The 26099-nt window shown below is 62.5% G+C and carries 26 protein-coding genes; 6 read left to right on the top strand and 20 right to left on the bottom strand.

Going from position 1 to position 26099, the window contains the following annotated elements:
• Positions 1 to 19: 19 nt before the first annotated feature.
• Positions 20 to 496 carry a DedA family protein gene (locus PV760_RS06295; protein ID WP_231375228.1) on the bottom strand — a complete coding sequence of 159 codons (477 nt, stop codon included), beginning with the start codon at positions 494 to 496 and terminating at the stop codon, positions 20 to 22.
• Positions 497 to 588: 92 nt separating this feature from the next.
• On the opposite strand from PV760_RS06295, the gene PV760_RS06300 reads away from it, so the two are divergent.
• Entirely contained in the window at positions 589 to 1554 is a 966-nt protein-coding gene (locus PV760_RS06300) for a coiled-coil domain-containing protein (protein WP_354627365.1), read from the top strand.
• Here PV760_RS06300 and PV760_RS06305 read toward each other — a convergent pair.
• Together PV760_RS06305 and PV760_RS06310 are read right to left on the bottom strand one after the other, a co-directional pair.
• Positions 1551 to 3056 (bottom strand): FAD-dependent oxidoreductase, encoded by a 1506-nt coding sequence (locus tag PV760_RS06305; protein WP_039241719.1) that lies wholly within the window; start codon positions 3054 to 3056, stop codon positions 1551 to 1553. The two genes, PV760_RS06300 and PV760_RS06305, sit on opposite strands and share 4 nt — an antisense overlap.
• Before the next feature lie 67 nt (positions 3057 to 3123).
• Positions 3124 to 3615 (bottom strand): DNA alkylation repair protein, encoded by a 492-nt coding sequence (locus tag PV760_RS06310; RefSeq protein WP_039241721.1) that lies wholly within the window; start codon positions 3613 to 3615, stop codon positions 3124 to 3126.
• A gap of 60 nt (positions 3616 to 3675) precedes the next feature.
• On the opposite strand from PV760_RS06310, the gene PV760_RS06315 reads away from it, so the two are divergent.
• Complete coding sequence (locus PV760_RS06315) at positions 3676 to 4764, top strand: PDDEXK nuclease domain-containing protein (protein WP_354627366.1); 1089 nt, start codon at positions 3676 to 3678, stop codon at positions 4762 to 4764.
• Positions 4765 to 4831: 67 nt separating this feature from the next.
• Entirely contained in the window at positions 4832 to 6157 is a 1326-nt protein-coding gene (locus PV760_RS06320) for an HNH endonuclease (protein WP_502921427.1), read from the top strand.
• A gap of 5 nt (positions 6158 to 6162) precedes the next feature.
• Here PV760_RS06320 and PV760_RS06325 read toward each other — a convergent pair whose 3' ends face one another.
• The 7 genes from PV760_RS06325 to nrdH all read right to left on the bottom strand — a co-directional run bounded on the left by PV760_RS06325 (position 6163) and on the right by nrdH (position 14289).
• Positions 6163 to 7329 carry an ABC transporter ATP-binding protein gene (locus tag PV760_RS06325; protein ID WP_179128430.1) on the bottom strand — a complete coding sequence of 389 codons (1167 nt, stop codon included), beginning with the start codon at positions 7327 to 7329 and terminating at the stop codon, positions 6163 to 6165.
• Positions 7326 to 8924, bottom strand: coding sequence for an ABC transporter permease (locus PV760_RS06330; protein WP_200942146.1), 1599 nt, complete (start codon positions 8922 to 8924; stop codon positions 7326 to 7328). Before PV760_RS06330 ends, PV760_RS06325 begins: the two co-directional genes overlap by 4 nt.
• Before the next feature lie 4 nt (positions 8925 to 8928).
• On the bottom strand, positions 8929 to 9987 hold the full coding sequence (locus tag PV760_RS06335) for an iron ABC transporter substrate-binding protein (RefSeq protein WP_018777792.1): 1059 nt from the start codon (positions 9985 to 9987) through the stop codon (positions 8929 to 8931).
• Between the two features lie 276 nt (positions 9988 to 10263).
• Positions 10264 to 11238: a class 1b ribonucleoside-diphosphate reductase subunit beta gene (gene nrdF / locus PV760_RS06340; protein WP_011775019.1), complete on the bottom strand. Its 975-nt coding sequence runs from the start codon at positions 11236 to 11238 to the stop codon at positions 10264 to 10266.
• A gap of 121 nt (positions 11239 to 11359) precedes the next feature.
• Positions 11360 to 13501 carry a class 1b ribonucleoside-diphosphate reductase subunit alpha gene (nrdE, locus tag PV760_RS06345; protein WP_018777793.1) on the bottom strand — a complete coding sequence of 714 codons (2142 nt, stop codon included), beginning with the start codon at positions 13499 to 13501 and terminating at the stop codon, positions 11360 to 11362.
• Between the two features lie 11 nt (positions 13502 to 13512).
• Entirely contained in the window at positions 13513 to 13983 is a 471-nt protein-coding gene (gene nrdI, locus PV760_RS06350) for a class Ib ribonucleoside-diphosphate reductase assembly flavoprotein NrdI (RefSeq protein ID WP_018777794.1), read from the bottom strand.
• A 63-nt stretch (positions 13984 to 14046) separates the two neighbouring features.
• A complete protein-coding gene (nrdH, locus tag PV760_RS06355) occupies positions 14047 to 14289 on the bottom strand; it encodes a glutaredoxin-like protein NrdH (RefSeq protein ID WP_011775022.1) in 243 nt (80 codons plus the stop codon).
• Between the two features lie 396 nt (positions 14290 to 14685).
• On the opposite strand from nrdH, the gene PV760_RS06360 reads away from it, so the two are divergent.
• Together PV760_RS06360 and PV760_RS06365 are read left to right on the top strand one after the other, a co-directional pair.
• On the top strand, positions 14686 to 15651 hold the full coding sequence (locus PV760_RS06360; protein ID WP_018777795.1) for a LysR family transcriptional regulator: 966 nt from the start codon (positions 14686 to 14688) through the stop codon (positions 15649 to 15651).
• 50 nt (positions 15652 to 15701) lie between these two features.
• Positions 15702 to 16205: a DUF2004 domain-containing protein gene (locus PV760_RS06365; RefSeq protein WP_079582192.1), complete on the top strand. Its 504-nt coding sequence runs from the start codon at positions 15702 to 15704 to the stop codon at positions 16203 to 16205.
• A 92-nt stretch (positions 16206 to 16297) separates the two neighbouring features.
• Here PV760_RS06365 and PV760_RS06370 read toward each other — a convergent pair whose 3' ends face one another.
• From PV760_RS06370 to PV760_RS06395, 6 genes are read right to left on the bottom strand one after another with little or no spacing between them, the layout of a single operon-like run.
• Positions 16298 to 17008, bottom strand: coding sequence for a hypothetical protein (locus tag PV760_RS06370; RefSeq protein ID WP_354627367.1), 711 nt, complete (start codon positions 17006 to 17008; stop codon positions 16298 to 16300).
• On the bottom strand, positions 17008 to 18045 hold the full coding sequence (locus tag PV760_RS06375; RefSeq protein WP_018777798.1) for a vWA domain-containing protein: 1038 nt from the start codon (positions 18043 to 18045) through the stop codon (positions 17008 to 17010). The genes PV760_RS06370 and PV760_RS06375 overlap by 1 nt, the downstream gene beginning before the upstream one ends.
• Positions 18042 to 19037, bottom strand: a complete 996-nt coding sequence (locus PV760_RS06380) for a vWA domain-containing protein (RefSeq protein ID WP_018777799.1) — start codon at positions 19035 to 19037, stop codon at positions 18042 to 18044. Before PV760_RS06380 ends, PV760_RS06375 begins: the two co-directional genes overlap by 4 nt.
• Positions 19028 to 19489 (bottom strand): hypothetical protein, encoded by a 462-nt coding sequence (locus tag PV760_RS06385; protein ID WP_018777800.1) that lies wholly within the window; start codon positions 19487 to 19489, stop codon positions 19028 to 19030. The genes PV760_RS06380 and PV760_RS06385 overlap by 10 nt, the downstream gene beginning before the upstream one ends.
• Positions 19479 to 20411: a DUF58 domain-containing protein gene (locus PV760_RS06390; RefSeq protein WP_110504715.1), complete on the bottom strand. Its 933-nt coding sequence runs from the start codon at positions 20409 to 20411 to the stop codon at positions 19479 to 19481. Before PV760_RS06390 ends, PV760_RS06385 begins: the two co-directional genes overlap by 11 nt.
• 11 nt (positions 20412 to 20422) lie before the next feature.
• The gene (locus PV760_RS06395) at positions 20423 to 21430 is read right to left on the bottom strand and encodes an AAA family ATPase (protein WP_354627368.1); all 1008 of its coding nucleotides are present in this window, start codon (positions 21428 to 21430) and stop codon (positions 20423 to 20425) included.
• Between the two features lie 149 nt (positions 21431 to 21579).
• Between PV760_RS06395 and PV760_RS06400 the strand changes: the two genes are divergently transcribed.
• On the top strand, positions 21580 to 21783 hold the full coding sequence (locus PV760_RS06400; RefSeq protein ID WP_227453649.1) for a hypothetical protein: 204 nt from the start codon (positions 21580 to 21582) through the stop codon (positions 21781 to 21783).
• A 21-nt stretch (positions 21784 to 21804) separates the two neighbouring features.
• Here PV760_RS06400 and PV760_RS06405 read toward each other — a convergent pair whose 3' ends face one another.
• From PV760_RS06405 to PV760_RS06420, 4 genes are read right to left on the bottom strand one after another with little or no spacing between them, the layout of a single operon-like run.
• Positions 21805 to 22626, bottom strand: a complete 822-nt coding sequence (locus PV760_RS06405) for a carbohydrate ABC transporter permease (protein ID WP_055976036.1) — start codon at positions 22624 to 22626, stop codon at positions 21805 to 21807.
• On the bottom strand, positions 22623 to 23492 hold the full coding sequence (locus tag PV760_RS06410) for a carbohydrate ABC transporter permease (protein WP_079582184.1): 870 nt from the start codon (positions 23490 to 23492) through the stop codon (positions 22623 to 22625). The genes PV760_RS06405 and PV760_RS06410 overlap by 4 nt, the downstream gene beginning before the upstream one ends.
• Positions 23489 to 24859 carry an extracellular solute-binding protein gene (locus PV760_RS06415; protein WP_354627370.1) on the bottom strand — a complete coding sequence of 457 codons (1371 nt, stop codon included), beginning with the start codon at positions 24857 to 24859 and terminating at the stop codon, positions 23489 to 23491. The genes PV760_RS06410 and PV760_RS06415 overlap by 4 nt, the downstream gene beginning before the upstream one ends.
• Before the next feature lie 33 nt (positions 24860 to 24892).
• Entirely contained in the window at positions 24893 to 26092 is a 1200-nt protein-coding gene (locus tag PV760_RS06420) for an ROK family transcriptional regulator (RefSeq protein ID WP_018777807.1), read from the bottom strand.
• Positions 26093 to 26099: the final 7 nt, after the last annotated feature.

The following is a 26099-nucleotide window of genomic DNA, read 5'->3' on the forward strand; positions in this document are numbered from 1 at the left end:
GCCGATCCAGCAGTAGAACTCAGACCACTGTATCCGCTGATTTGCGTGCCGCCCGACGCCTGCGGATCACAACTACCCAGACAACCGCGGCAGCCACCACAACCAAGCCGATGGCCGCTCCAAGCGGCGATGTTGCGGCGACAGCCAGCCATGCCTCAAGCGCTGCGAGCCCAATGGTCGCATAGAGGAAAGCCCAGATCACCGATCCCGCTATGGCGGCCGGCAGGTAACGCCTCAGTGGCATGCGCGCCACTCCGGCGGCCAGGTTGATGGCCGTCTGCAGGCCGATGGTCAGGAAAGAAAGAACGACGGCGTAGGGTCCCCATCGCTGTATGAGGGCTTGGGCGCGGGCCGCTTTGGGCCGCTCCAGCGATGCGCCGAAACGGGTATGGGAAAAGCCGGTAACTGCCCCGCGACCAATCCAGTACGTGACATTGACACGGATCATGACGATGGCGAACAGCGCTGCCAAGGCGACGCCGAAGGGCAAACTCATGATCTGGTCCACTCGACTTAGGCTACCCTAAGCCCCGGCGCTTTGAAGATTCGCTCACGGCAACGGCAGTAACGGAACCCTAGGATGGATCCATGGATCTCCATGAGGCCGCCCAGGAGCTGTATGCCGTGCTGCCTCGCGACTTCACCTCCGCACGGACGTCGTTGGTGCGCGCGGCCAAAGAAGACGGTAACAAGGAACTCGCACAAGAGATTGGCCGCCTGCCCAAGCCGGCCGCCGGCGCCTGGGCCATCAACATGCTGGCGGCCCACAGGCCGGAGGTGATTGACGGCGTCGTGCGTTTCGGCGCATCCCTGCGCGCCGCCCAGGAAGAATCGGATGCCGCGGCGTTCCGCGAACTCAGCCAGCAGCGGCAGGGGCAATTGACGTCCGCCGTCCACGCCGCAAAGGATCTTGCCGATGAATTGGGCGCGCCACTGAGCGCGGCCGCGGCATCGGACGTGGAACAAACGCTCAGGGCAGCCATGGCCGACGCCGGAGCTGCGCGGGCCGTAGGCACGGGGAGACTGGTGCGGGGGCTGAGCGGAAGTGGCTTCGAGTCCGTAGACCTGACGGACGCCGTCGCAGCGGCCTCTGCGGAGGACATCGCTGGCTCCGGCAGCGCGGCGGGGACCGAAGCAGGGCCGGCCGCGGAGCCAGTCCGGAAGAAAGCAGCTGCTGCCAAGGAAGCGGCAAACAAGGAAAAGAAACCCAAGGAACAAGCAACTTCCCTGGCCGATCGCCGCGCGGCAAAACGTCAGGCTGCCTTGAAGCAGGCCCAGGACGAATTCCAGGGCGCCGACAGGGAGGCACAGGACGCCGAGAAGAAAGCTTCCGAGGCTTGGGAAGCCGTTAACGAACTGGCTCGCCGCCGCTCGGACGTCGAGGCGGAAATTGCCGAGGTGAAGAAACGCCTGGCGTCGCTGGAAGCCGACCTCATTGGCCTTGCGCGTGATGCGGACTCCGCGGAGTCCGGCAAGAAGCTCGCAGTCAGGACAGCAACCCAACTCCGACGCAGCGCAGACCAGGCCCAGCGCCGCGTCGACCGGCTTGGCTAGTCCTTCGCTTTCTTGCCCACCGTCTTGTCCAGGTCATGGGTTGCCGGCCCCTCAAGATATGTCCCTTCGGGCGTGAACCTTGAACCGTGAAGCGGGCAGTCCCATGATTTCTCGGCGTCGTTCCAGGTCAGCAGGCCGCCCAAGTGGGCACAGCTGGCGGAGACCATGCAGACCTTGCCGTCCACGGTGGAAACCGCGGCGGGTTCGCCTTTGTACAACCCGACGACACCGGTCCCTTCGGGTGGACGCGTCTCGTCTGTAATTTCGGGGTTCTTTCTGACTTTCGCCTTATCCTCAATCATTCGTTTCGCGGTGCTGGCGTTGAGCCTCGCGGCTTGAAAGGCCCCTTGGGGTGACGTCACCCGGTGATGGATGGTAGTTGCCCAGTCAGACTGACCGCCCAGAATGTCAGAGGTGATGGACAATGCAGCGGCGACGCCGTTGCTCATCCCCCACTTGTTGTAGCCGGTGCCGAAGAAGATCCTTCCGCGCCCCCGGGGCAGCTTGCCGAAGAACGGCATGAGGTTGGTTGCCTGATAATCCTGTGCCGACCACCTGTGGGTGACCTCGGCGCCGGGGTAGTGCTGGTTGGCCCATCCCAGCAGGTCATCGAGATGCGACTGCGGCGACATCGCGCGGCCCGCGGTGTGGCCGTATCCGCCTACCAGGAGCAACTCGCCGTCAGGAGCGGGATAGGTACGCTGGGACCGGGTGGGCGCGTCAATGGACAGGTACATCCCTTGGGGTATGTGGCCTGGCATGCGAAGGGCGGCCGCGTAGGAACGGTTGGGTTCCAGCTTGGCGAAGTACAGGCCGCGGTCAAGGATGGGCGTTCCCGTGGCCACCACAACAGTGTCGGCCGTAAACGTTCCCCGGCTGGCGGAAACCCCAAGGGGCAGTTCTGAGCCCACATTCCGGACCTGCACGCCTTCGACGATCAGGCCACCGTGTTCCCGGATATCAGTGGCGAGGGTCTCCAGGACATCCATGGGGTGGATCTGGGCCTGGTCTTCCAGCTCCAGCGCCTCCACAACCGGGAACGGCAATCCGGGATCGCGGCTGAAATGGACATCCAAACCCGCGTCCCGCGAAACGGCAGCTTCCTTCCGGAGCCGCTGGCCGCCGTCGTCCGTGGTGGCGAAGGTGACCGCGGTCCGGCGCTGGAAGGGGACGCCCTGCTGCTCCATGTACTGGGTGAGCCACGCCTGCCCCGTCTTGTTGGCTTCGACATAGGCCCGGACCACCTTGAGCGGATATTGGCCGCGCAGGGCCGACAACGCTCCACCTTGCAGAAGGCTCACTTTGCCCGTGGTGTTGCCGGTGGTCACCGCCCCCAAGGTGCGCGCCTCGAAGACCACCACGCGCTGACCGGAACGGGACAACAACAAAGCCGCCACCATGCCCGTCAACCCGGCACCCACAACTATCGTGTCAAAGTGCTTTTCTTCGGGGACGGCATCGGATGCAAAGCGGGACTCCCTGTCCAACCACAGCGATTTCATGGATCGACCTGCCTCTCAATTCCGCTGGCACGCGGTAGGGAAACGCTAGGCCGGTCTCTGATGCTTATCAAGGGGTGGCAGCACCTGAGGCCAATGCCGCTGCTCGCCGAAGCTCAGGGTCGGGATCTTCAGCCCAGCGCTCCAGCACGCGTTCAGCGCGTTCCCTTGCCCGGCCTTCCAGCCGTGCCAGCAGCGGACCCACCACATCAGTGGCAAGCGGGTTCACCAGCTCCCTGGTGCCGGACTGCCTGATAAAGCCTTCGATCCGGGTGAGGTCTGTGTTAATGAGGACACCTACTTTGCTCTGCAGCAACACCACCGCGGCCAGACGGCGCTCAAAGACCGGCTGTTCCCACAATTCGGAGCTGAGCGCCGTGATCTCGTCATGGCCGAGGTTCTTGTAACGCTTCAGCGCATCCCGGATTGTCCCGCGAACGGCCCCCACGGAGGCGCCATACACTTTCAAGGCTTCGCCGAGACGCGCACTGGCCTCTTCTGCCCGCTCCCACGTCGATTCCATCTGCAGGGTGTAGTCCACGAATTCGCCAGCTTCACTCACCCGTCTATTTTGTCAGTGCCCGGTCTTAGCGTGATGACACCAGCAATCGACAGGAGCAACATGCCGTCCAAAGAGCTCGCAACCGAGGCCTCGTTTCCAGGCGTGCCGGCTGCGTCCTCCATGCCCGATTGGTACCCCACACTGCTCAACACCGTGGCCCGGGAAATCCGGGTGGGCAGGACCCGCGCCCAGGCCGCTGCCAACTCGGAGTTGCTGAACTCGTACTGGAGCATCGGACGCCAGCTCGCCGAGCGTGAATCCGAGCAAGGCTGGGGAGCAAAGGTGGTCACCCGCTTGTCCGCCGACATCCGCACCAGATTCCCTGAAGCCAAGGGCTTCTCCCCCAGGAACCTGCGCTACATGAAGAGCTTCGCCCAGGCATGGCCCGACTTTCCAATGTTGCAAGCGCCGCTTGCAACATTGCCCTGGTACCACCAGATCGCCTTGCTCGAAAAGCTCGACGACGCCGCAACGCGGCTTTGGTACGCAGCGGCGGCTGCCCGGCATGGCTGGTCGCGCAACGTGCTGACGCACCAGATCTCCACCCGCCTGCACGAGCGGTCAGGGCAAGCGATCACCAACTTCAAGGCCACCATGGTCCCCGCGGACTCGGACCTCGCCCAGCAGGCAACCAAGGACCCCTATGTCTTTGACTTCCTATCCATGACTGACCGTCACACCGAACGGGACCTGGAGCTGCAGTTGGTGAAGCACGTGGAGAAATTCCTTTTGGAACTGGGCCAGGGTTTTGCTTTTGTGGGCGAGCAGGTCCGTCTGGAGATTGCCGGTGACGAGTTCTTCGCCGACTTGCTGTTCTACCACCTGAAACTGCGCTGCTACATGGTGATCGAGCTGAAGGCCGTGAAGTTCGAGCCCGGCTTCCTCGGCCAGTTGGGTATGTACATGGCAGCGGTGGACGACCTCATGGCGCACCCGGACGACAAACCCACGATCGGGTTGCTGTTGTGCAAGGAGAAAAACAGCGTCGTGGCCGAGTACGCCTTACGCGGCTTCAACGCACCTGTGGGCATCGCGGAGTGGCGGACTTCCCTGGCCGACTCGTTGCCCGACGAGTTGGTTGCGAGCCTGCCCAGCATTGAGGCCTTGGAAGCCGAGCTGGCAAGTGAGGCTGCCCGGCTACGGGGTTAGCCCGTCGGCTAATAATGTCGGTGCCTCCTGTCAGAATTGGAACACGGGACGAAAGCCGGAGACACCAATGGGTGCAGGAGTCAGCGCCGCGCTGATGCCGGTTCCGTCTGACCGGGAGTTTCCCGCCGTTCCAGGCTCAGCCACTCCCGGCTCGATAAGCAGGGATCTGGTCAACCAACTGCGGCTACTGGAAGACATGAAGTCGGCCATCTCGGGACTTCAGGCCAAAATCACTGTGGCCTTCGACCTTGCCCAACGCGCTGAGCAGGCTGAGGCCGGAGTCCCGGCTTCCGAACGTGGCAAGGGTGTAGGCGCGCAAGTGGCGCTCGCCCGGCGGGAATCCCCAAACCGTGGCTCCCGACTCCTTGGCTTGGCCCGGGCATTGGTCACGGAGATGCCACACACCATGGCCGCCGTGGATGCGGGACTGTTGAATGAGTGGAGAGCCACCCTCCTCCTCAAGGAGACCGCCTGCTTGTCCGTTGAGGATCGGGCGGCCGTGGATGAAGAGCTCGCGCCGGATACCAGAACCTTCGAAGGCGCCGGGGACAAGGCCATCATTGCCGCTGCTAAAGCCGCAGCCTATCGCCGTGATCCGCGTTCGGTAACACAGCGGGCTGCACGTGCCGCGAATGAGAGAACCGTGAGTCTGCGGCCGGCACCTGACACGATGACCATCCTGACCGCCCTGCTTCCGGTAGCCCAAGGCGTCGCAGCCTACGCGGCACTCACGCGGGCCGCCGACTCAGCCCGGTCCCGTCCTGGTGGTGAGCAACGCCGTCGGGGCCAAGTTATGGCCGACACCCTGGTTGAGCGGATCACCGGTTCATCCGCCGGCTATTCCGGGATTGACCTGCAGCTGGTGATGACAGACCGCACCATCCTGGCCAACGACTCCGAACCGGCGCGGCTGACCGGCTATGGGGTTGTCCCCGCCCAGTGGGCCAGAGACCTTGTATCCACAACGAAGACCCTCGGCGATCCCGACAGTGATTTCCATGTTTGGCTTCGCCGCCTCTACACAGCCCCCGGCACCGGGGAGCTCATCGCCGAGGACTCGCGGTCCCGCTTCTTTCCGCAGGGAATGCGCCGCTTCATAGAGGTTCGTGACAACCTGTGCCGGACACCGTACTGCGACGCGCCCATTCGGCACATCGACCACATAGTCCCCTGGCGTCGTGGCGGATCCACCTCGTTGGACAACGGCGCCGGACTTTGCGAGGCTTGCAACCACACTAAAGAAAACCCGGGTTGGAGCAGCAAAACAGAGCCGGGCCGGAACGACACCGACTCCGTCCATACCTTGGAAGTCCGGACGCCCACCGGGCATAGCTACCGTTCCCAGGCCCCTCCCTTGCCGGGCCACCTGCGTGTCACGGCAGGCGGCACCTGAGCTGGCTACTCCCCTACAGGGAAAGCCACTCCTTCACCCACCACACGGAGGCAAAGTTCCGTGCCCGGCCTGGTGATCGACGCGTTCCAGTGCCGGATGGTAATGATCTCGCCACCGCCCGGGTAGCGATGGCTTTGGCCCTGCCCGGCCCCATCCAGGGCCGTGTAAGCGCCCAGCTTGATTCGCACCGTTGTCTCGGGGCCGAAGTAGTCGGTATCGACCACAACGCCACGGATCGGGCCATCCGGGGCAATCCGGATTTGTTCCGGGCGCAGCATGAGCTGGACCTTCCCCTGGGCCGGTGGTCGCCGGACGGCAATGCCACCGAGGGAACACGTCGCCAGGGAGCCCTCCATCCAAGCGTCGAGAATGACTGCTTCGCCCAGGAATTCTGCCGTGGCCCGGTCTGCCGGACGGGTGTACACCACGAAGGGGTTGCCAATCTGGGCCAGCCGCCCGCCACGCATGATGGCCACTTGGTCGGCGAAGGACAAGGCCTCGGCCTGATCGTGGGTGACCAGGATGGTGGTCACCCCTGCGGCGTTGAGAACTTTCGCCACGGCACGGCGGGTGGCCACCCTCAGGCCTGCGTCGAGGGCCGAGAAGGGCTCGTCCAGGAGCATCAGTTCCGGTTCGCGTGCCAGCGCACGGGCCAAGGCGACGCGTTGCTGCTGCCCGCCGGAGAGCTGATGCGGACGTCGCTTTGCCATGGCGGGGTCCAGGGAGACCATGTCCAACAGTTCTTCCACACGGGCTCGCACAGCCCGGCGGCCGCCGTCGAGCTTGCCGGCATCCAAACCGAAGGCGACGTTCTGTCCAACGGTCAGGTGCGGGAACAGTGCACCGTCCTGGGCAACGTACCCGACGTGGCGTTTATGCGCCGGGACCTTGACTCCTTCTCCCGCCACGGGAAGGCCGTTCAAGCTGATGGAACCGGTGTTCGGATGTTCGAAGCCCGCGATGAGCCGAAGCAACGTGGTTTTACCGGAGCCGGACGGGCCAACGATGGCGGTGGTCCCGCCGCGGGCGACCGAGAGGTTCACTCCTTTAAGGACAGCCTGGGAACCGAAATTCTTGGTGACCTCGGAAATGTCCAGGTGTGAGTTCGTGGTCGGGGCCACGGAGGGTGCCACCCGGGGCGACGGAAGTCGGGAAGGGGCTTGTTCTGTCACTGTCCGGCTACTTTCTTGGACTGTTGGAAAAGCAGGTACGTCATGGGAGCCGAGAGCAGGATCATCAGCAAGGCATAAGGAGCTGCCCCGGTGTAGTCGATCTCGCTGCTTTTGCTCCAGAATTCCGTGGCCAGGGTCCGTGTACCGTTGGGCGCCAGGAGCAGCGTGGCCGTCAGTTCATTGACAATGGCCAGGAATACCAGGGCCGCTCCCCCGGCAGCGGCCGGGGCCGTGAGCCGCAGCGTCACCTTGAAGAACGACACCAAGGGGGCCTTGCCCAGGGATTGCGCAGCTTCGTCGAGTTCCTTGGGAGCCTGCGCGAGGCCGGAGCGCAGGTTGACCAACGCCCGGGGAAGGAACAGCAACACGTAGGCCGCAACGAGGACTCCTGCCGTCTGGTAGACACCTGGCACCACCCGGATGCTGACGGTCACAAAGGCCAGGCCAACGACAATTCCCGGAAGGGAACTGGTGACGTAGTTGGAGAGTTCAAGCAGCTTGCTGAACCAGCTGGGGTGCCGGACAGCCAGATAAGCCATGGGGAAGGCAACCACAGTGGTCACAGCCGCTCCAACAGCCCCGTACAGGAGGGTCTGAAGAAGTGCCGGAAGGAATTCCTCCGCCTCCCAGACCTCGGCGCCTCCTGCCATCACCCACTTCAGGACAAACCAGAGCGGCAAACCGAATGCCAGCGCAGTGAGCGCCAAGAGGCTCAGTTGGGCCGGCAGCTGGTAACCACCCAGCGGCAGCTGCGTGGTCTTGCCTTGGGCACCCGATCCGATGCGTGCATAGCGCGCCGTTCCTCGGCTCTTCACTTCAGCGAGGAGCAGGAAAAGGCAGAGGACTACGAGAACGCTGGCCAGCATGTTGCCGGCGGCACCGTTGAACGTCGACTGGAACTGGACCATGATCGCCGTCGTGAAAGTGTCGAAGCGGATCATGGCGAAGGCGCCGTACTCGGCCAGGAGGTGCAGTCCAACGAGCAGGGCCCCGCCCGTCATGGCAATGCGGAGCTGGGGCACGACCACCCGGAAGAACACTGCCCACGGACCCAGCCCAAGGGAGGCGGCGGATTGCTCGATCGCCGGGTCCAGGCGGCCAAGCGTGGCAGCGGCGGGTATGTACACCAGCGGGAAGTAGGAAAGGGTCGCTATCAGCACCCCGGACCACAGCCCCTCAAGGGACGGCACGGCCGAAACCCAGGCGTAGCTGTTGACGAATGCAGGGATAGCCAACGGGGCAGCCAATGCAACGGCCCACCAGCGGCGCCCCCGGAGCGTTGTCCGCTCCACCAGCCACGCACCACCGACCCCCAGCAGCAAGCACAGCGGGATGGTGATGACGGTCAGCAGGATCGTGTTGAGCAGCAGCTCACCCACGCGCGGGCGGACGATGAGCTCGACGGCGGTTTCCCAGCCGGTTGCGACGGTCATGTAGACCACGTAGCCCAGCGGAAGAAGCGAAAACAGGGCTATCAGCACTGCCAGGATGGACACGGTGGAAACGCCGAAAGGCGGGCGAGGGCGTTTGCCCTTGCCCGCCGTCGTCGTGCTTTCCGTTCCTTGTGGTCGGGAAGCCGGGAGGTCGGTGATCACAGAACTAGAGGAGCCCTGCCTTGGTCATCAGCTCGGTGACCTTGGCGGAGTTCAGCTTGGCCGGGTCCACGGTGGGAGCCTGCAGGTCCTTGATCGGGACGAGCTTGGCGTTGGCATCCACCTGAGAGGCGATGGCGTACTCGAAGGACGTGCCGTTCTTCAGGACTTCCTGGCCTTGCTTGCCGGTGATGAACTTCAGGAATGCCTGGGCAGCGGCCGCGTTCTTGGCGGACTTGAGGACGCCGCCACCGGAGACGGAAAGGAAAGCTCCCGGGTCCTGGTTCTTGAAGAAGTACGGGGTGACGTTCTTTGAGTTTTCGCCGGTCTTGGCTTGGTCGCCGTAGTAGTAATAGTGGTAGATCAGCGCGGCGTCGACTTCACCGGCATTGACTGCCTTCATGGCCGTGCTGTTGCCCTTGTAGGCCTTGAAGTTTTCCTTCATGCCCTTGAGCCATTCCTCGGTTGCTGCTTCGCCCTTGAGCTCAAGCAGCGCGGCAACAATAGCCTGGAAGTCGGCGCCGGACGGCGACGCTGCCCACTTGCCCTTCCACTCCGGCTTGGCCAAATCGAGCATCGACTTGGGCAGCTGGTCGTCGCTGATCTTGTTCTTGTCGTACACCAGGACGGTGGAGCGGGCAGCGATGCCGGTCCATTTGCCGGTGGACGGACGGAATTCAGCGGGGACCTGGTCAAGGGTTGCCTTGTCCACGTCGGCGAAAAGCCCTGCGTTCTCTACCTGCGCCATTGCCGGAGAGTTCTCAGTCAGGAAGACGTCAGCCGGGGAAGCCTGGCCTTCCTGGACGATCTGGTTGGACAATTCCGTGTCCGAGCCCTGTCGGATGGTGACCTTAACGCCGGTCTCCTTGGTGAAGGCATCCACCCATTCCTTGGTCAGGGTGTCGTGCTGGGCGTTGTACACGGTGATTTCACCGGAGACTGCGCCTCCGGAGGCGGAACCGGAAGAAGCGGGGGCACTGCCGGCGTTGGAGCCGCAGGCGCTGAGGCCAAGTGCTGCGGTTGCCGCGAGGGCGATTCCGGCCAGCGCTTTCTTGGGGATGTTCATGGGGGGACTTCTTTCTGCGAACAAAAACTCTTGGGGGACCTTCGTCCGTGCAGGCCTGAGTGTTGGGAAGGCGCGCTTCTGTAAGAGTAGGTAAGGCTTGCCTACCTGCAAAGCCGGATGGCCTAAAAGTGATCAGTATCACCATAATTACGCAAGTCTTACATAACCTAATACTTCAAACGCTTGGCGGTCACCGGGCCGCTCAGAGCACAAAAAAACTCGGGACCAGCCGCTTCCGCAGCTGATCCCGAGCAGATTTCCGATCACTTGGACGAACTAGAACTCCCAGTCCTCATCTTCCGTGTTGACGGCCTTGCCGATCACATAGGAAGAGCCCGAGCCGGAGAAGAAGTCGTGGTTCTCGTCAGCGTTCGGGGACAGGGCCGACAGGATGGCCGGGTTCACGTCGGTGACCGAAGCCGGGAACATGGCCTCGTAGCCAAGGTTCATGAGGGCCTTGTTGGCGTTGTAGTGCAGGAACTTCTTGACGTCCTCGGCCAGGCCGACACCGTCGTAGAGGTCGTGGGTGTACTGGACTTCGTTCTCGTACAGCTCAAAGAGAAGTTCGAAGGTGTAGTCCTTGATTTCCTGCTTGCGGGCCTCGGAAACCTTCTCCAAGCCCTTCTGGAACTTGTAGCCGATGTAGTAGCCGTGCACGGCCTCGTCACGGATGATGAGGCGGATGAGGTCAGCCGTGTTCGTGAGCTTGGCGCGTGAGGACCAGTACATGGGTAGGTAGAAGCCCGAGTAGAACAGGAAGCTTTCCAGCAGGGTGGAAGCGACCTTGCGCTTCAGGGGATCGTCGCCCTGGTAGTAATCCATGACGATCTGCGCCTTCTTCTGCAGGTTCTCGTTTTCGAGCGACCAGCGGAAAGCGTCGTCAATCTCCTTGGTGGAGCACAGGGTGGAGAAGATGGACGAGTAGGACTTCGCGTGCACGGATTCCATGAAAGCGATGTTGGTGTACACGGCTTCTTCATGAGGAGTGATCGCATCCGGGATCAGCGAGACAGCGCCCACCGTGCCCTGGATGGTGTCCAGCAGGGTGAGGCCGGTGAAAACACGCATGGTGAGCTGCTGCTCATCCGGCGTGAGCGTGTGCCACGACTGGACGTCGTTGGACAGCGGCACCTTCTCCGGAAGCCAGAAGTTGTTGACCAGCCGGTTCCAGACTTCCACGTCCTTGTCGTCCTGGATCTTGTTCCAGTTGATGGCCTCGACGTGTGTCAGCAGCTTGACCTTTTCGGTCATTTCATCCCCTTTTAGCGTTGGGTTCTTAAGGTAAGCGTACGACGGCGGGTGGTGACCCGCCGTCGTGCTTTTCAGTTATGAGCGCGGCAACTGCCGCAATTTATCAACCGTTGAAGGTCGATCACAGCATGCAGCTGACGCAACCCTCAACCTCGGTCCCTTCCAGCGCGAGCTGGCGGAGACGGATGTAGTAGAGCGTCTTGATGCCCTTGCGCCATGCGTAGATCTGAGCCTTATTGATGTCACGCGTGGTGGCGGTGTCCTTGAAGAACAGCGTCAGGGACAAACCCTGGTCCACGTGCTGCGTGGCAGCGGCGTAGGTGTCGATGATCTTCTCGTAGCCGATTTCATAGGCATCCTGGTAGTACTCCAGATTGTCGTTGGTCAGGTACGGAGCCGGGTAGTAGACGCGACCGATCTTGCCTTCCTTGCGGATTTCGATCTTGGCGGCCACCGGGTGGATCGACGAGGTGGAGTTGTTGATGTAGCTGATGGAACCGGTAGGCGGAACGGCCTGGAGGTTCTGGTTGTAGATACCGTGCTCCATGACGGATGCCTTCAGCTCGCGCCAGTCATCCTGGGTGGGGATGTGGTGGCCGGCGAAGAGCTCGCGGACACGCTCCGTTGCCGGAACCCATTCCTGCTCGGTGTACTTGTCGAAGAACTCGCCGCTTGCGTAGGTGGACTTCTCGAAACCGCCGAACTTCTGGCCGGTCTCGATGGCGAGGCGGTTGGACGCGCGCAGGGCGTGGAACAGCACCGTGTAGAAGTAGATGTTGGTGAAGTCCAGGCCCTCTTCGGAACCGTAGTGGACGTGCTCACGGGCAAGGTAGCCGTGGAGGTTCATCTGGCCGAGGCCAATCGCGTGGCTCTGGGCGTTGCCCTGGGCGATCGAAGGCACCGAGTTGATGTACGACATGTCCGAGACAGCGCTGAGGGCGCGGATGGATGTCTCGATGGAAAGCCCGAAGTCCGGCGAATCCATGGTCTTGGCAATGTTCATCGAGCCCAGGTTGCAGGAGATGTCCTTGCCCACGGTCTCGTAGCTGAGGTCCTCGGCGTAGATGGACGGCGAGGAAACCTGCAGGATCTCCGAGCACAGGTTGCTCATGGTGATCTTGCCGTCGATCGGGTTGGCCCGGTTCACGGTGTCCTCGAACATGATGTACGGGTAGCCGGACTCGAACTGGATCTCCGCGAGGGTCTGGAAGAACTCGCGGGCGCTGATCTTGGTCTTCTTGATCCGGGAATCGTCGACCATCTCGTAGTACTTCTCAGTTACCGAGATGTCGGAGAACGGAACACCGTAAACCTTCTCGACGTCGTAGGGCGAGAAGAGGTACATGTCCTCGTTCTTCTTTGCGAGCTCGAACGTGATATCCGGAACGACGACGCCCAAGGAGAGCGTCTTGATGCGGATCTTCTCGTCAGCGTTCTCGCGCTTGGTGTCCAGGAAGCGGTGGATGTCCGGGTGGTGCGCGTGCAGGTACACGGCACCTGCACCCTGGCGGGCGCCGAGCTGGTTGGCGTAGGAGAAGCTGTCTTCGAGGAGCTTCATGACGGGGATGACACCGGAGGACTGGTTTTCGATCTGCTTGATCGGGGCACCGTGCTCACGGATGTTGGTGAGCGAGAGTGCTACACCGCCACCACGCTTGGACAGCTGAAGGGCGGAGTTGATGGCGCGGGCGATCGACTCCATGTTGTCTTCGATGCGGAGCAGGAAGCAGGAGACGAGCTCGCCACGCTGGGCCTTGCCGGCGTTCAGGAACGTCGGGGTAGCAGGCTGGAAGCGGCCGTCGATGATTTCGTCGACGAGGCGGTTGGCCAGCTCTTCATTGCCGCGGGCAAGGTGCAGGGCAACCATGCAGACACGGTCCTCGTAGCGCTCCAGGAAACGCTTGCCGTCAAAAGTCTTCAGCGTGTAGGACGTGTAGAACTTGAACGCGCCAAGGAAGGTCTCGAAGCGGAACTTCTTCTTGTATGCGCGGTTGAAGAGCTCGCGGATGAAGTTCATCGTGTACTGGTCGAGGGTCTCGCGCTCGTAGTACTGGTTCTTGACCAGGTAGTCGAGCTTCTCTTCGAGATCGTGGAAGAACACGGTGTTGTTGTTCACGTGCTGCAGGAAGTACTGGTGCGCAGCTTCGCGGTCGGCTTCGAACTGGATCTCACCGTTCGGACCATACAGATTGAGCATGGCGTTGAGCTCGTGATAGCCCAGACCCTTATAGGCCTCAGGCAGCGGCTTCTTGGCCGTGTCCACAGCGCCCCCGGTTACTTCTGTTTCTGCGACAGTTGTGTCCAAAACTTTTCCAGCCCTTCGTTGACCCGTTGGACGTCTTCCGGCGTCCCCATGAGTTCAAATTTGTAAAGATGCGGCACTTTGCATTTCACGGAGATGATGTCTCCGGCTGCGCAGTAGTTGTCCGCGAAATTGGTGTTCCCTGCTCCGATAACACCGCGGATCAGTTCCCTGTTCCGGGGATCGTTCAGAAACCTGATGACCTGCTTCGGTACGGAACCTTCACCGTTGGTACCTCCATACGTCGGAAGTACCAGGACGAAGGGCTCCAGCGCCTGAAGCGGAGCGTCCTGGGCATAAAGCGGGATGCGGGCTGCGTCCCTGCCCAGTTTTTGGACGAATCGTTTGGTGTTCTCGGAGGTTGAGGAAAAGTAGATGAGGTGACTCCTCGTGGTGACAGCTTCCACAGCTCTGCGTGCGGTTGCCGCGGCCAGCGGTGCCATGGGAGTCACCTCAACTACATAGGAATTCTTGGTGTGGCGTGGTGGCGAAGTTTGAATGGAAACTTAGGCCACGGAGGAAACGGCCTGGGCCAGTTCCTCGATCTTGTCCGGGCGGAATCCGGACCAGTGGTCCTGCTCGGTTACGACAACGGGGGCCTGCATGTAACCCAGCGCCTTGAGGCGTTCAAGGGCCTCGGCGTCCTGGGAGATATCGACACTCTGGTAGGCGATGCCCTTCTTGTCGAGTGCCCGGTAGGTTGCGTTGCACTGAACACAGGCCGGCTTCGTGTAAACCGTTACGGTCATGATCCCTGTCCCCTAAGTTGAAGTCTGATTCTCTTCGTATCTGGCGGGCTCAACCGGAACTAACTACTGAATCCGATACCGGCCCGCAGGCTGCCGTGACAGCCAACACGCTCTTATTTAGTCTTGTGCTGGTTTCCCGCTCAATCCGTAAATCGATACTACATGTAGTGCAAGCGCCTCGCCGGAACCCCAAGATGATGTATTACAAGTATGTCATTCAATCCACCGCTCGTCCACAGGGCAAGGGGTTCAAAATGTCCGCAATTCCGCCAAACTGAGAGATGTCATCCACACCCTGTGGACTACTTAGCCACATTTAATCTTCAGCGTGTCGCCCCCGTCCGGCGTGTCGTGACACTTTGAAAATGTGGCGTGGCGAACAGCTAAAATCTGCTGATGGTCAACCTTCTCCACCTCCGGACGCTGATGGAGGTAACCCGGCTGGGTTCCTTCGCAGCCGCCGCCGCCCAACTGGGCTACACAGCCTCGGCAGTCTCCCAACAGATGGCCGCGCTGGAACGCGATACCGGCGTCGAGCTCTTCCAGCGCTCAGCACGAAGCGTGGTGCCGACGGAAGCCGCAGTGACCATGACGCGGCACGCCTCGAAGGTGCTGACAGACGTGGAAGCCCTCATGGCTGCAGCGTCCCGGACCAACGACTCCCCCGCCCAGGAACTGCGCCTGGGCATCTTCCCCAGCCTGGCAACCTATGTCTTGCCGGACATCCTCAGGAATGAAAGATGGAACGGGCTGGGCATCGAACTCAAAGTGTCCGTAGCCGAACCGGCGCAAACCATCCAGGGACTCCGGAGCGGTGGCGAGCTCGACGTGGCCCTCGTGTACCAGGTGGGACAGTCCGGTTTGGCGTGGCCGCATTCGCTCGAACGGCAGTGGATCGGCGACGACGACTTCCGCGTAGTCCTGCCGGCCTCCTGGAAAATCCGCGAGGATGCAGAGATCGAAGCCGCCCACCTCTCCGACATGCCGTGGATCGTCCACCACCCCGGCACCAGCGATGCATTGGTCATTGAGCGCCTGTTCGCCAGCTGCAACCTGCATCCCCGGGTGGTGGCCTACAGCGACGACTTCCACGCGAGCCTTGAAATGACCGCGGCGGGGCTTGGTGCCTCGCTGGTACCGGAACTGGCACTGCGGAACCGGCCGGCTGGCGTCGTGGTTCTTGATGTTCCGGACATCCGGCTGGCACGAAACGTCTTCGCCTTGTTGATCAACGAAAAGCGGACTGCCCAGGTGCAACTCTTCACCCAGCTACTGGCAGATACCCTCCGTGGCACGGCAGGCAAGAGCGGTCTCCACCCCCTGAAAACCACTCCTGTCAAGGGTCCGCAACGGCGCACGTGAAATATCCCCAAGTGCTGGAACGCACTGGATGTAGGGGTTAGATTGATCACATGGGCAAGGTAGCGAGCAAACATTTTGGGGAGATAGAGCTCAATCACGGGCGCGACCATTGCTTCGTCGCCAGACATGAGCTCGGCGGCAACCAGCTGGAACTGGACCTGAATGTCACCGCGCATGACCACTTCGACGAGGCGGCCCTGCGCAAGGTGGACTACCGTTTGCGTTTCCTGCCCGAACTGGTGGACCAGGTCCGAGAGATGATCGCCGACGAACTTGACCAGGACGGTACCAATCCCCAGCAGTTCCTGCATTTCCACTGTTCCCAGCTCAAAGAGGAACAGCTCGAGTCAGTCTTTGGTGTCCGCGACAAGGGCCAGCTCACCAATGACGTCTTCCTTAAAGCCCTCAAGCTCGGCCATGTGGCCATCTATCCCGGACAGCCCGAGCGCTATTTCGTCCTCGATTTCACCCTCGGCTCGCATTTCACGGACGAACTGCTGGTGGCCGCCGCGGACGAAGACGGCGTGGTGGATGACGAGATTTTGTGGGAGTAGCACGAGGCGTTTGACGCCCGACGGCGGGTAGGAGCAGATGGCAGTTTAACGACACCGGTCCCGCGGATGGTGAATCCTCGACGCCGGATCGGTCACCAGGGCTTCTCCACACCGGTACTGTCGTCGGGTCCGCGCAGATACTCGTCACGCTCCTGGCCCTCTCCCCGCTCGAGTTGGACCTTCCGGGCACTCTCTTCGAGCTGCTGGAGTTGCTTGTCCTGCGGCGGCGCGGACGATTGCGGCGTGGACTGTTGCGGTGCGTTGTCCTTCGACTCGTCGCCTCGGTCCTTCTGTCCGTTGAGCCGGTCCTTGGCTGCCGCAAGGGCGTCCCCCTCCCCCGCCGCATTCGCAGGTCCGGGCTGCTGGCATTGGGCGGGCGCTGCGTCGATCACCGCCAAGGCTTCGCGGACAAGCCTGTCCTTGGCCTGCGGATCAGGTGCCGAATCCGCGAGCTTCTCCACACTCAGCACGAGGTTCACGCGGATCCTGCACTCGTCCACTCCGCCGCCGGCCCTCAACGCAGCCTCGAAGTCCGCCCGTGCAGCAGCAAAGTCGCCGGCCAGGACCTTTGCATCTCCGGAAGCGAACGGGGCCTTATGGGGTTCAAGCACGTTGGCCACCCCAAGCCAGGATGCCGCCTGCGCCACCCCGCCCTGCTTTCCTGCCGTGAAGGAGCTTTCCGCCGCGCCACCCAATATGCCCACGCTCAGGAGTTTCGCAGCGACTGCGAGCGCCAGGAGGGCAAAAGGAGCCGACCAGAGCGCGAGGCGACGGTTTCGGCGTCGTGGATTCATGGCGGTCATCAGCTTTGCTCTTTCGACTGCGGACTCCGGGCCGCCCGAAGCGCGCCCAGGTGCCTGAATGGTTCCGGGAGGGCCAGGACGAAAGCCGCCAGTGCGAGCAACCAGTAGAGCTCGATCCTGCCCGGCACATCCGCGTCACCCGCGGAGACAGCTCCGGGCTGCGCTTTTTCGAGCATGTCGGATACGGGTCCGGTGCCGGTCCGGTGGGTGTAGGGGACATTCAGTTGACCTGCGATGGTGCGCAGTTGCGTTTCGTCGATCGTCGAGATCGCGTCCTGGCCTCCGCCGGAGCTTCGATCCTTCACGTAGGTGGGGGCGCTCTTTGAGGAGTCCTTCATGCGCCCTCCAGCGGCAGTCCCGTATCCAAGGACTGCTCCCCCGGCCACGTTGGCTCCATCCATGGGCGACGGAGCCGTATTACTGGTGTTCTCGCCGTCGCCTGCATAGAAGACCAGGGCTGGCCGCCCCGGGTGCTGTTCCTGCGCGGCGGCGAGCCTTTCCTTGAGGAGTTGACCGGCTCCGCTCACGCTGCTGCCCTTGGCGTAGCGGGGATTCTGGGGCTGGAGCGTAGCCATGCTGCTTTGCAGTGCACTGGCATCCTGGGACAACGGCATGCGGACGGTGGCTTTGTCATCGAAGGTGATCAGGGAGAATTTGGCTCCGGCGAGCTCCTCTGCGATCGCCATGACGTCCTGCCGGACTCCCGCCAGCCGGGTGCCGGTTCCGTTGTAGTCTTCGGCTGCCATGCTGGTGCTGCTGTCCACGACAAAGAAGACGTCCAGGTCCGCGGACGTGGTGTTGGCCTGCCCGCCGGCCCAGCCCGGCCGCAGGGCGGCAAGCAGGAGGAGCACGACGACGACGCACCGGATCACCGCCTGGCGCACGGCGCGCCGTGACCGGCTTTGCACCGGGCTGCCGCCGTTGTCCCTGATAAGGGGGAAGGCCGTCCAGACAGTGAACGCGATGGCGCCCAGGCCGAGGGCTGCGAGGACAGGCCAGGGCAGGATCGGGGCCAAGGTCAGGGCGTTGTTCATCATCGATCGAGCCTCCTTCCCAGTACCAGCATTCCCAGCCCGGCCAACAGCGCGACGCCCAGGGGCCAGGCGGGTGCATCGGCAACAACGGAGCGCGGGGCCGACAAGTAGGCGGTGGCCTCGGTCTCCTGGACCTGCCGGACGATACGCGGCACGGCATCTGGGCTATCCAGGGTGGAATAGGTGCCGCCTGTCGCCTCCGCGGTCGCCTTGAGTTGCGCACCAGGTTGTCCGGAATCATCCCCGTAGTCCATGTCGCTGGGATTGAGGGCGTGAACCTTCACGTTCTTGCCGGCGGCCAAGGCGCCCGCTTCGGACAGGGAGAAGATCGACGCACCGGAAACAAAGTTATCGGTGGCTAGCACCACGGACCGCGAGCGCTTGGTGTCCTCCGCGGTGACGCCATTGCCGGCTGTGTCCGGGAAGCTCTGGACACAGGAGGCGAGTCCATCACCGATGAGTGATGAGCCTTCCCCGTTCCAGGTGCCGTCGAAGAACGAGCCCGCACCGTCCGCCAAGGCTTTTTCGGCTTGGGTGAGCTGCTCCTCGGCATAGTCGTAATCATCGGTGAGGGGAAACAGCTGGACACTGCTGCTGTCGAAGATGACCATGCCGATCCTCTCCCCGTCGAACTCCTTGGCGAGGTCCTTGAACACAGCTGCCAAGGCCGCATCGGTGCTGGTCATTGATCCGGAGACATCCAGACACAGGACGATGTCCCTGTTGCGGATCTCCGGTTGTTCGGTGGAGCGCTGGGCCGGGCGGGCGGCAGTGATCGCCGCTGCTGCCAGGAACAGGCCTGCCAACAGTGCGGCGAGGACCAGCCGGACCCGGTAGCGGCGGAGGGCATGCCGGTATTCGGGCAGGCCGATGAGCCGGTCGCCATGGGCAATAGCCCGGGTCAGCACTGGCCGCCGGCGCCGGAGGTACAGCAGGGTACTGACCGCCACCGCTGCGGCTGCCAGCGGCAGGATCCACCAGTAGGTCAGTTCCATGCCTGAACCACCTGGCGGGCAATATCGGCAGAGTGGGTTACTGATTGAACCGGCAGGGCCGAAAATTCACTGGGATAGATTTCCGCGATCCCGTCGGCCAGGCCATGCAAGCCCTGACGGCGCAGCTCAGCCAGGGTCATTGAGGTGACGGGAAGTGCTGTGGCAGCTCCCGCGAACTCCCTCACGAGGAAGCTGAGCCTCTGGTGGGCGTCGCGCTCCGGCACCCGCCTGGCGTCGGCATCCCTTGCGGTTGCCTCTATCGCGTCCAGGCAGGATGACCGCAGTGCTTCCAGGTCCGGTTGTCCACCCGTCTGCCTGGCGGGCCCGGGTGCCCGTCGTGGCCGGAAAAGCCATCCGTACCATCCTGCGACCAGCACAAGGAGGAGGATCCCCAGCCACATCCACTGGGCTTGGTATTGAAGTGGTGCGTAGAACGTGGTTTCAGCCGGCACCCTGACCCCTTTTCGGCCCGCCCCGGGAAGCGAGCGCTCCCTGGCGGTGCTTTTCCAGGAGGGCGAAGACCGTCGTTACGACGTCATCGCTGCCGGTGGTTTGTTGTTCGGCGATACCCAAGCGGCGGAAAAGGTCCCTGCGCTGGTCCGCACGCTGGGTCATCGCCCGCTTGTAAGCGGCCCGTACTGCCCGGTCTGCGGCAAGCGGGAGCGGTATGCCGGAGCCGGTACCGATGTCCATACTGTCCTCTTGACCCGGTGCGTCCGGCCCTGGTGCGAGGTCGGCGTCGCGGACCGTGAGCCAAAGAAGTTCATGCCGTGCCCGTAGCCTGCGCATCAGGTCCGCGGTACGGGCATCAGGCAGAACCTCGTCGGCAACAACCACCACCAGCATCCGTCCTTTGATGAACCGCAGGACGTAGTCCAACTGCTCTGCTATGTCACTGGGACGGGCGTCCGGACTGATGCTTGAGTCGATCTCCCGCAGCAGCCTCTCCAGATGTTCCTCGCCGCTTTTGGGAGGCCTGTACCGGGAGCCGCCCGCATTTCCGTGCACGAGGCCTACGTCGTCGCCGTGACGGCAGGCGAGGTACCCAATGACTCCCGCCGCATGAACAGCGATGTCCTTTTTGTTTTCCCCGGAAAGAGCTTCTGCTGCCATGTTCCTGCCGGTGTCCACCAGCAACAGCACTGAGTGGCGTCGAATGGCCACGTAGCGCTTGACGAGGGGCGAGCCATGCCGTGCTGTGGCTTTCCAGTCAATGTCCCTGACTTCGTCGCCGGGGACGTAGGTGCGCAGCTCATCGAAATCCAGGCTTCGGCCTTTGAAAACCGAACCGTACTCGCCGTCGAGCAGGGTGAGGGTCCTGCGGTGGGCGAAGATGAACATCTTCGACTTAACGCGTCTGAGGAGGCTGGGCACCTGCCGCCCCGTTACGGCGTCTGGACGGACGCCAGGACGGCATCGATGACGGTCTCCACGGCAACGCCCTCCACGACGGCATCGAAGCCGAGGATGATGCGGTGGCGCAGGACGCGGTGGGCCAGGTTCTTCACGTCCTCGGGGATGACGTGGTCGCGCCCGTTGAGCAGGGCCAAGGCCCGTGCCGCCTGGCTGAAGGCGATACTGGCCCGCGGGCTGGCCCCGAACTCCACGAGGTTGGCAAAGTGGGGTTCCAGGTACTGTGACGCGTTGCGGGTGACATAGGCCAGACCAACGATGTACCGGACGATGGCCGGGTCGATGTAGACCCGACGCACGAGTTCCTGGACCTGAACCACCGCATCGAGGGACGCGGCCGCCGGCGGTTTCTGCCCGGCACTGAACACGCCGGCGTCGATCCGGCGGATGACCTCGGCTTCTTCGGCAGGGCTGGGATAGTCCAGGACATCCTTGAGCATGAACCTGTCCATCTGCGCTTCGGGAAGGCGGTAGGTACCCTCCTGCTCAATCGGGTTTTGCGTAGCGAGCACCAGGAACGGCTGCGGCAGCGGATAGGATTCCCCGCCGATCGAGGTCTGCCGTTCCTGCATGGCCTCGAGCATGGCACTTTGGGTTTTCGCGCTGGATCGGTTGATCTCATCCAGCAGGACGATGTTGGCGTGGACCGGCCCCAGCTGCGTGACGAAGGTGCCCTTGGCGGCGTCGAAGATCTGGGTTCCCGCGATGTCGCTGGGAAGCAGGTCCGGGGTGCACTGGATCCGGCGGAAGTCGGCACTGACCGATTCCGCGATGGCCTGGGCTGCCGTGGTCTTGGCCAGTCCGGGAACGCTCTCCAACAGCACATGCCCTCCGGTGAGCAAGCCGATCACCAGGGTCTCCCGCAGCCGGGTTTGGCCCACTACCTTGTTTTCGAAGCTCCGGACTATGCTGCCCACTAGTTGCTGGGCGCGTGCCATGTCCGGTGCATCGATTCCGGCCGTGGCTGTGGTCTGGTGCACTGGGGTCCCCTCGCTGGCGTTATGAGTCGTGCCGCAAGCGGTGGGCTTTGTGTTTCCGCCTGCATCGGCCACTCTATCCAAACGGCCCCCGGTCAAGGCCGCAATGGGTACCCCTCCCCATGGGGGCGCCGGAGGTCTATTCTTTTGCCATGCATCAGCTACCAGCCGCCTATCAGAATTATCTGGCATCGCAGGACCAGCACGTCATCGATGCCGTACGTCCCGTTCTCCTCCAGTCAGCAGCCGACCAGCGGCACGGTGTCCGCATCACCTTCAACCGGGGACCTACTGGGCACCAGGCTCACGTGGACGAGTCAATTCCCTTCGGCGAGATCATCGAAGACATCGACTGAACCGTCGCAGTTACCCGCGGGTCAGCCCTTCATGGCCCCGGACATCGCAAACGAGTTCCCCATGCCCCGTGATACCACCGCGTAAAGAACCAACACCGGGACGGAATAGAGGATGGAGAACGCAGCCAGCTGGCCGTAGGCGATGGCGCCATGCTGGCCGAAGAAGCTGAAGATGGACACGGCCGCCGGTTGCTTTCCCGTGGACAGCAGCAGGATGAAGGGGACGAAGAAGTTCCCCCACGCCTGGATGAACACAAAGATGAACACCACTCCAAGCCCCTGTCCCATGAGCGGCAGAACGATGGTCCGTAACGTCGTCAGGTTCGATGCCCCGTCCATCCACGCCGCCTCTTCCAATTCCAGGGGAACCGAGTCCATGAAGTTCTTGGCCATCCAGATCGCCATGGGCAACGTGGTGGTGGCCATGAAGAAGATGGTCGCAGCCATGGAGTCCAGGAGCTGCAATTGAACGAACAAGCCGTAGACCGGGACCATGATGGCGGTCACTGGCAGTGAAGTGCCGAACAGCACCGTATACATGAAGGGCTTGTTGAACCGGGACTGGTATCTGGACAGCGGGTAGGCGGCCAGGACGGCTGCAAGTACGTTCACCAGGGCAGTACCGGCCGATAAGACGAAGCTGTTGAGCAGCGGACGGCCCAAGAGCTCCGGTGTCAGGACGGCGCTGAAGTTAATCATCGACGGCGCCGACGGCACCTTGGTCTGGTACCCCGCTTGAGGGTCGACGGCGGCCAGCACCAGCCACAGCAGCGGCGCCGCAAAGCACAGGCCGATCACCAGCAAAGCGACGTCGGCACCAAGCCTGGCCCTGGAGCCCTTCATGCGCGCCGCTCCCGCAGCAGCCACACGTACACCGCACCAAAGACCATTCCCAGCAGGATGAGGACCGATGCTACCGCTGTGCCATAACCGATGTCCCCGAACTTGAATGCTTCCTGGTAGGCGAGAACAGGCAAGGTTGTGCTGGCGTTGGCGGGTCCCCCCGCTGTCATTACCCAGATGAGGGTAAACACGGCCAGTGTCTGCAGGGTGATCAACATCAGATTGGTGGCGATGCTGTTCCTGATCAGCGGAAGGGTGATGAACGTGAGCCGCTGCCACCCCCGGGCACCATCCATGAGCGCGGCCTCGGAGACATCCCGGGGAACATTCCCCAGCGCTGCACGGTACACGAGCATGGAGAAGGCCGTACCGCGCCAGGTGTTGGCCAGGATGATGGCCACCAGCGGGAACGAATACAGCCAATCCAAGCCGTGGGTTCCCAGTGCAGCCAGTATCTGGTTCAAAGTGCCGTCGCGGTTGAAGTACGCGTATGCCGCGAACGCAGCCACGATTTCAGGGAGAACCCAGGCAGCCACCACGGCTGTGCCCACCCAGTCCGACACGGTTTTGCGTGAGCGTGTCATGAGCAGGGCGATCAGCAGGCCGAGGAGATTCTGGCCCAGCACGGCCGAAGCAGCAACGAAAACGACGGTGAGCCACGTAGCCATGGGAAAGGCGTCGTCGGTAAACATCCGGACGTAGTTCTCCGCGCCCACCCATTGCGGCTCCCTTGCCGCTTTTCCGGTCAGGGCCGCGTCCGTGAAGGAGGCGTAGAACGACCAGGCCACGGGAGCGAGCAGGAAAACCAGGAGGAGCAGAATGGCCGGGGCTACTGGCAGGAGCCGCGAGAGGCGGCGAATCTTCATCGCTGCAGGACCTTGTCCTCACCTACCAGTTTGCGGACAGTGGCATCGTACTCCGCGGCGGCCTCCTGGGGGCTCTGCCTGCCTGTGATGACCGATTCCGTGGCGACCTGGACAGCGGTGGAAATCCGCGGATAGTCAGCAGTTGCCGGCCTGTAGCGCGTCACGTCCACCAAGGCGGACACGTCCTTGACGAAAGGATTCGCTGCAAGATAACCCGCCTCAGCGGCCACGTCCGTTCGAACGGCGATCTGCGAGTTATTGATGTCGTACGCCAAGGCGTTTTTCTTGTTCAGCGCGGTGGCGAGGAACTGGAAGGAAAGATCGGGGCTCTTGGTCCCAGCACCCACAGCCAAGGTCCAACCTCCCGACATGCTGACGCTGCCTGGTTCCTGGCCCTTCTGGGTGGGGAAGGCGGCCACAGCCATGTCCTGTTCATAGCCGGCCCACTCGTATGCGCCGCCTTTTTTCCAGAACGACGGCGCGTAGGAACCTTCCACGGTGGCCGCCAGTTTGCCCTGCGGGAACCACTCTCCGAAGACTTTCTTCCAGACATTGGCATCCAGTGCTTCCGCAGGACTGACGGCGAGTTTCTCGTCATAGAGGGTCTTCAGGAACGCCAGGGAGTCAGTGAAACCCTGGGAACCGACCACCCACTTCCTTTGGTCCTCGTCGTAGAGGGTGCTGCCGGTCCCGTAGAGGAGCTCATAGAAGCTCTGCATCACTGTGCCTTCGCCCGTACCCTTGCCGGCGTACATGGTGAAGGGAATCACTGTGGAATCGGCGGCTTTGACCTTCCGGGCCATCGCCAGAATGTCGTCCCAGCTTTCCGGTTGCCACGGAACAGCAATCCCGGCCTTCTGCAGCACGGCTTTGTTGTACCAGATCGCACGCGTATCCGTGCCCAGCGGCACTGCGTAGATTCCCCCGTCGTCTGCACGGCCGGCCGCCTTCGCGGCTTCGCTGAATTTCGCCCAGTCTTCCCATTTCCCAAGGTAACTGTCCAACTTGAGCAAGTAGCCGGCGTCGACGTCGGAGCGTACTTTGAACGTGTCTTCGTAGAAGACATCCGGTGCTGTGTCCGGGGACCGCTGCGCCAAGGCGAGTTTCGTCCCGTAGTCGTCATCGTTGGCCTGGATGGGCTGGAGGTCAACCGTCACGCCGGAATTGGCCGCCTCGAATTCCTTCTTGGCATCCTGCATCACGGCATCGAGCGCTGTGAAGGCATCGGTTTTTTGGTACACGATCTTCAGGGTCGTTTTCCCGGCTGCGTCCGGCGTGGACGAACACGACGTCACCCCGGCAAGAATGGCAGCTACGGCAATTGCGGCCACTATCTTCATGGATCGCATGGTCTTCACTGGGCGCATGGTGCTCCAATCAGTCAAACGTGCGCTGCTGGGTCAGCCCTCCAGCAGAAGCCGTTGGGCGCGGGGGGCAAGCATGTGCTCCAGGACCAGGCAAGCAGCACCGATGGCACCAACGTCTTCGCCTACGCCGGTCCCCACGACTTCGAGCCCGTGGATCATGCGGGCGGCGTTGTTTTTGTCCAGGAGGCTGGGAACGCGATCCAGGAAATAAGGTGACATGCGGCCCCAGAACGGTCCCCCGAAGACCACACGCTCCACGTCCAGGGTGTTGGTCACCACGGAGACCGCCCGCGCCACGAGCGTTGCCGACTTATCCAAAATCGCTATGGCGCGTTCATCACCGGCGTCGGCCTTGTCGCACAACTCCGCGTAACGTTCCTGCACTTCAGGACCGTCCGCCCCGTGGCGGTTCCCGTCCAGGACGCCTGCCGCTTCGGCTTCGGCCACCAACACCTGCGGAATACAGGATGACTTGACGCAACCCTGAAGCCCGCAATCACATTGCGGCCCTCCCGGGTCAACCACGATGTGGCCTATTTCGCCGGCGTTGCCGGAGGTCCCGCGCACTACCTCATCGTTGAGGACGATGCCGCAACCGATGCCGGTTCCCATGTACATGAAAACGAAGCTTCCCGCGCCGCTCGCGCCGCCGGCCCAGGTCTCGGCCACCGCCGCACTGGTGACGTCCTTGTCCACCAGCGTTTCCAGGCCCGTGGCATCTGCCAGTGCCTCCCGGATCCGCACCCTGTTCCAACGCGTCAGCAGTGGCGGCTCCACCACGGAACCTTCGTCGAGGTCGATCGGACCCGGAACTGCAACACCCAGCCCGGCAATCTTTGACGCGTCGACACCCGACTCCTCGATGAGTGACTGGATCTGTTCGGCGATGCTGGTGATCACCCCTGCGGGGTCGCCACCGGGAGTGGCCATCCGGGAGTGCTTGACGACATCGCCCAGCAGGTCCAGTACGACGAAAGTGATGACTGCAGGGTCCAGGTGCACTCCCACGGCGTACATTCCCGCAGGGTTGAGGCGGAGGATAGTGCGCGGCTTTCCCGGACCGGACCCTTCTTTGCCTGCCTCGACGATGAGCTGCTGGTCAAGGAGTCGTCGGGAGATATTCGAAATCGTTTGCGGCGACAGCCCCACGATCTGCGCCAGTTCCACACGGCTGAGTCCGCCCGAAGACCGCCGGATCGCCTCCAGAATGACGGTCAGGTTGAAGTCCCCCATGCGGGGT

The organism is Paenarthrobacter sp. CC6 (assembly GCF_040560085.1).
In the GTDB taxonomy this organism is placed as follows: domain Bacteria; phylum Actinomycetota; class Actinomycetes; order Actinomycetales; family Micrococcaceae; genus Arthrobacter; species Arthrobacter nicotinovorans.

What these genes read in the sequence shown, in the direction of transcription:
- PV760_RS06400 (WP_227453649.1), top strand. Translation starts at nt 21,580, where the DNA reads ATGCATCAGCTACCAGCCGCCTATCAGAATTATCTGGCATCGCAGGAC.
- PV760_RS06420 (WP_018777807.1), bottom strand. Translation starts at nt 26,092, where the DNA reads ATGGGGGACTTCAACCTGACCGTCATTCTGGAGGCGATCCGGCGGTCT.
- PV760_RS06295 (WP_231375228.1), bottom strand. Translation starts at nt 496, where the DNA reads ATGAGTTTGCCCTTCGGCGTCGCCTTGGCAGCGCTGTTCGCCATCGTC.
- PV760_RS06415 (WP_354627370.1), bottom strand. Translation starts at nt 24,859, where the DNA reads ATGCGCCCAGTGAAGACCATGCGATCCATGAAGATAGTGGCCGCAATT.
- PV760_RS06375 (WP_018777798.1), bottom strand. Translation starts at nt 18,045, where the DNA reads ATGATGAACAACGCCCTGACCTTGGCCCCGATCCTGCCCTGGCCTGTC.
- PV760_RS06365 (WP_079582192.1), top strand. Translation starts at nt 15,702, where the DNA reads ATGGGCAAGGTAGCGAGCAAACATTTTGGGGAGATAGAGCTCAATCAC.
- PV760_RS06360 (WP_018777795.1), top strand. Translation starts at nt 14,686, where the DNA reads ATGGTCAACCTTCTCCACCTCCGGACGCTGATGGAGGTAACCCGGCTG.
- PV760_RS06300 (WP_354627365.1), top strand. Translation starts at nt 589, where the DNA reads ATGGATCTCCATGAGGCCGCCCAGGAGCTGTATGCCGTGCTGCCTCGC.
- PV760_RS06315 (WP_354627366.1), top strand. Translation starts at nt 3,676, where the DNA reads ATGCCGTCCAAAGAGCTCGCAACCGAGGCCTCGTTTCCAGGCGTGCCG.
- PV760_RS06410 (WP_079582184.1), bottom strand. Translation starts at nt 23,492, where the DNA reads ATGAAGATTCGCCGCCTCTCGCGGCTCCTGCCAGTAGCCCCGGCCATT.
- nrdH (WP_011775022.1), bottom strand. Translation starts at nt 14,289, where the DNA reads ATGACCGTAACGGTTTACACGAAGCCGGCCTGTGTTCAGTGCAACGCA.
- nrdI (WP_018777794.1), bottom strand. Translation starts at nt 13,983, where the DNA reads ATGGCACCGCTGGCCGCGGCAACCGCACGCAGAGCTGTGGAAGCTGTC.
- nrdF (WP_011775019.1), bottom strand. Translation starts at nt 11,238, where the DNA reads ATGACCGAAAAGGTCAAGCTGCTGACACACGTCGAGGCCATCAACTGG.
- PV760_RS06335 (WP_018777792.1), bottom strand. Translation starts at nt 9,987, where the DNA reads ATGAACATCCCCAAGAAAGCGCTGGCCGGAATCGCCCTCGCGGCAACC.
- PV760_RS06320 (WP_502921427.1), top strand. Translation starts at nt 4,832, where the DNA reads ATGGGTGCAGGAGTCAGCGCCGCGCTGATGCCGGTTCCGTCTGACCGG.
- PV760_RS06405 (WP_055976036.1), bottom strand. Translation starts at nt 22,626, where the DNA reads ATGAAGGGCTCCAGGGCCAGGCTTGGTGCCGACGTCGCTTTGCTGGTG.
- PV760_RS06370 (WP_354627367.1), bottom strand. Translation starts at nt 17,008, where the DNA reads ATGACCGCCATGAATCCACGACGCCGAAACCGTCGCCTCGCGCTCTGG.
- PV760_RS06305 (WP_039241719.1), bottom strand. Translation starts at nt 3,056, where the DNA reads ATGAAATCGCTGTGGTTGGACAGGGAGTCCCGCTTTGCATCCGATGCC.
- PV760_RS06380 (WP_018777799.1), bottom strand. Translation starts at nt 19,037, where the DNA reads ATGGAACTGACCTACTGGTGGATCCTGCCGCTGGCAGCCGCAGCGGTG.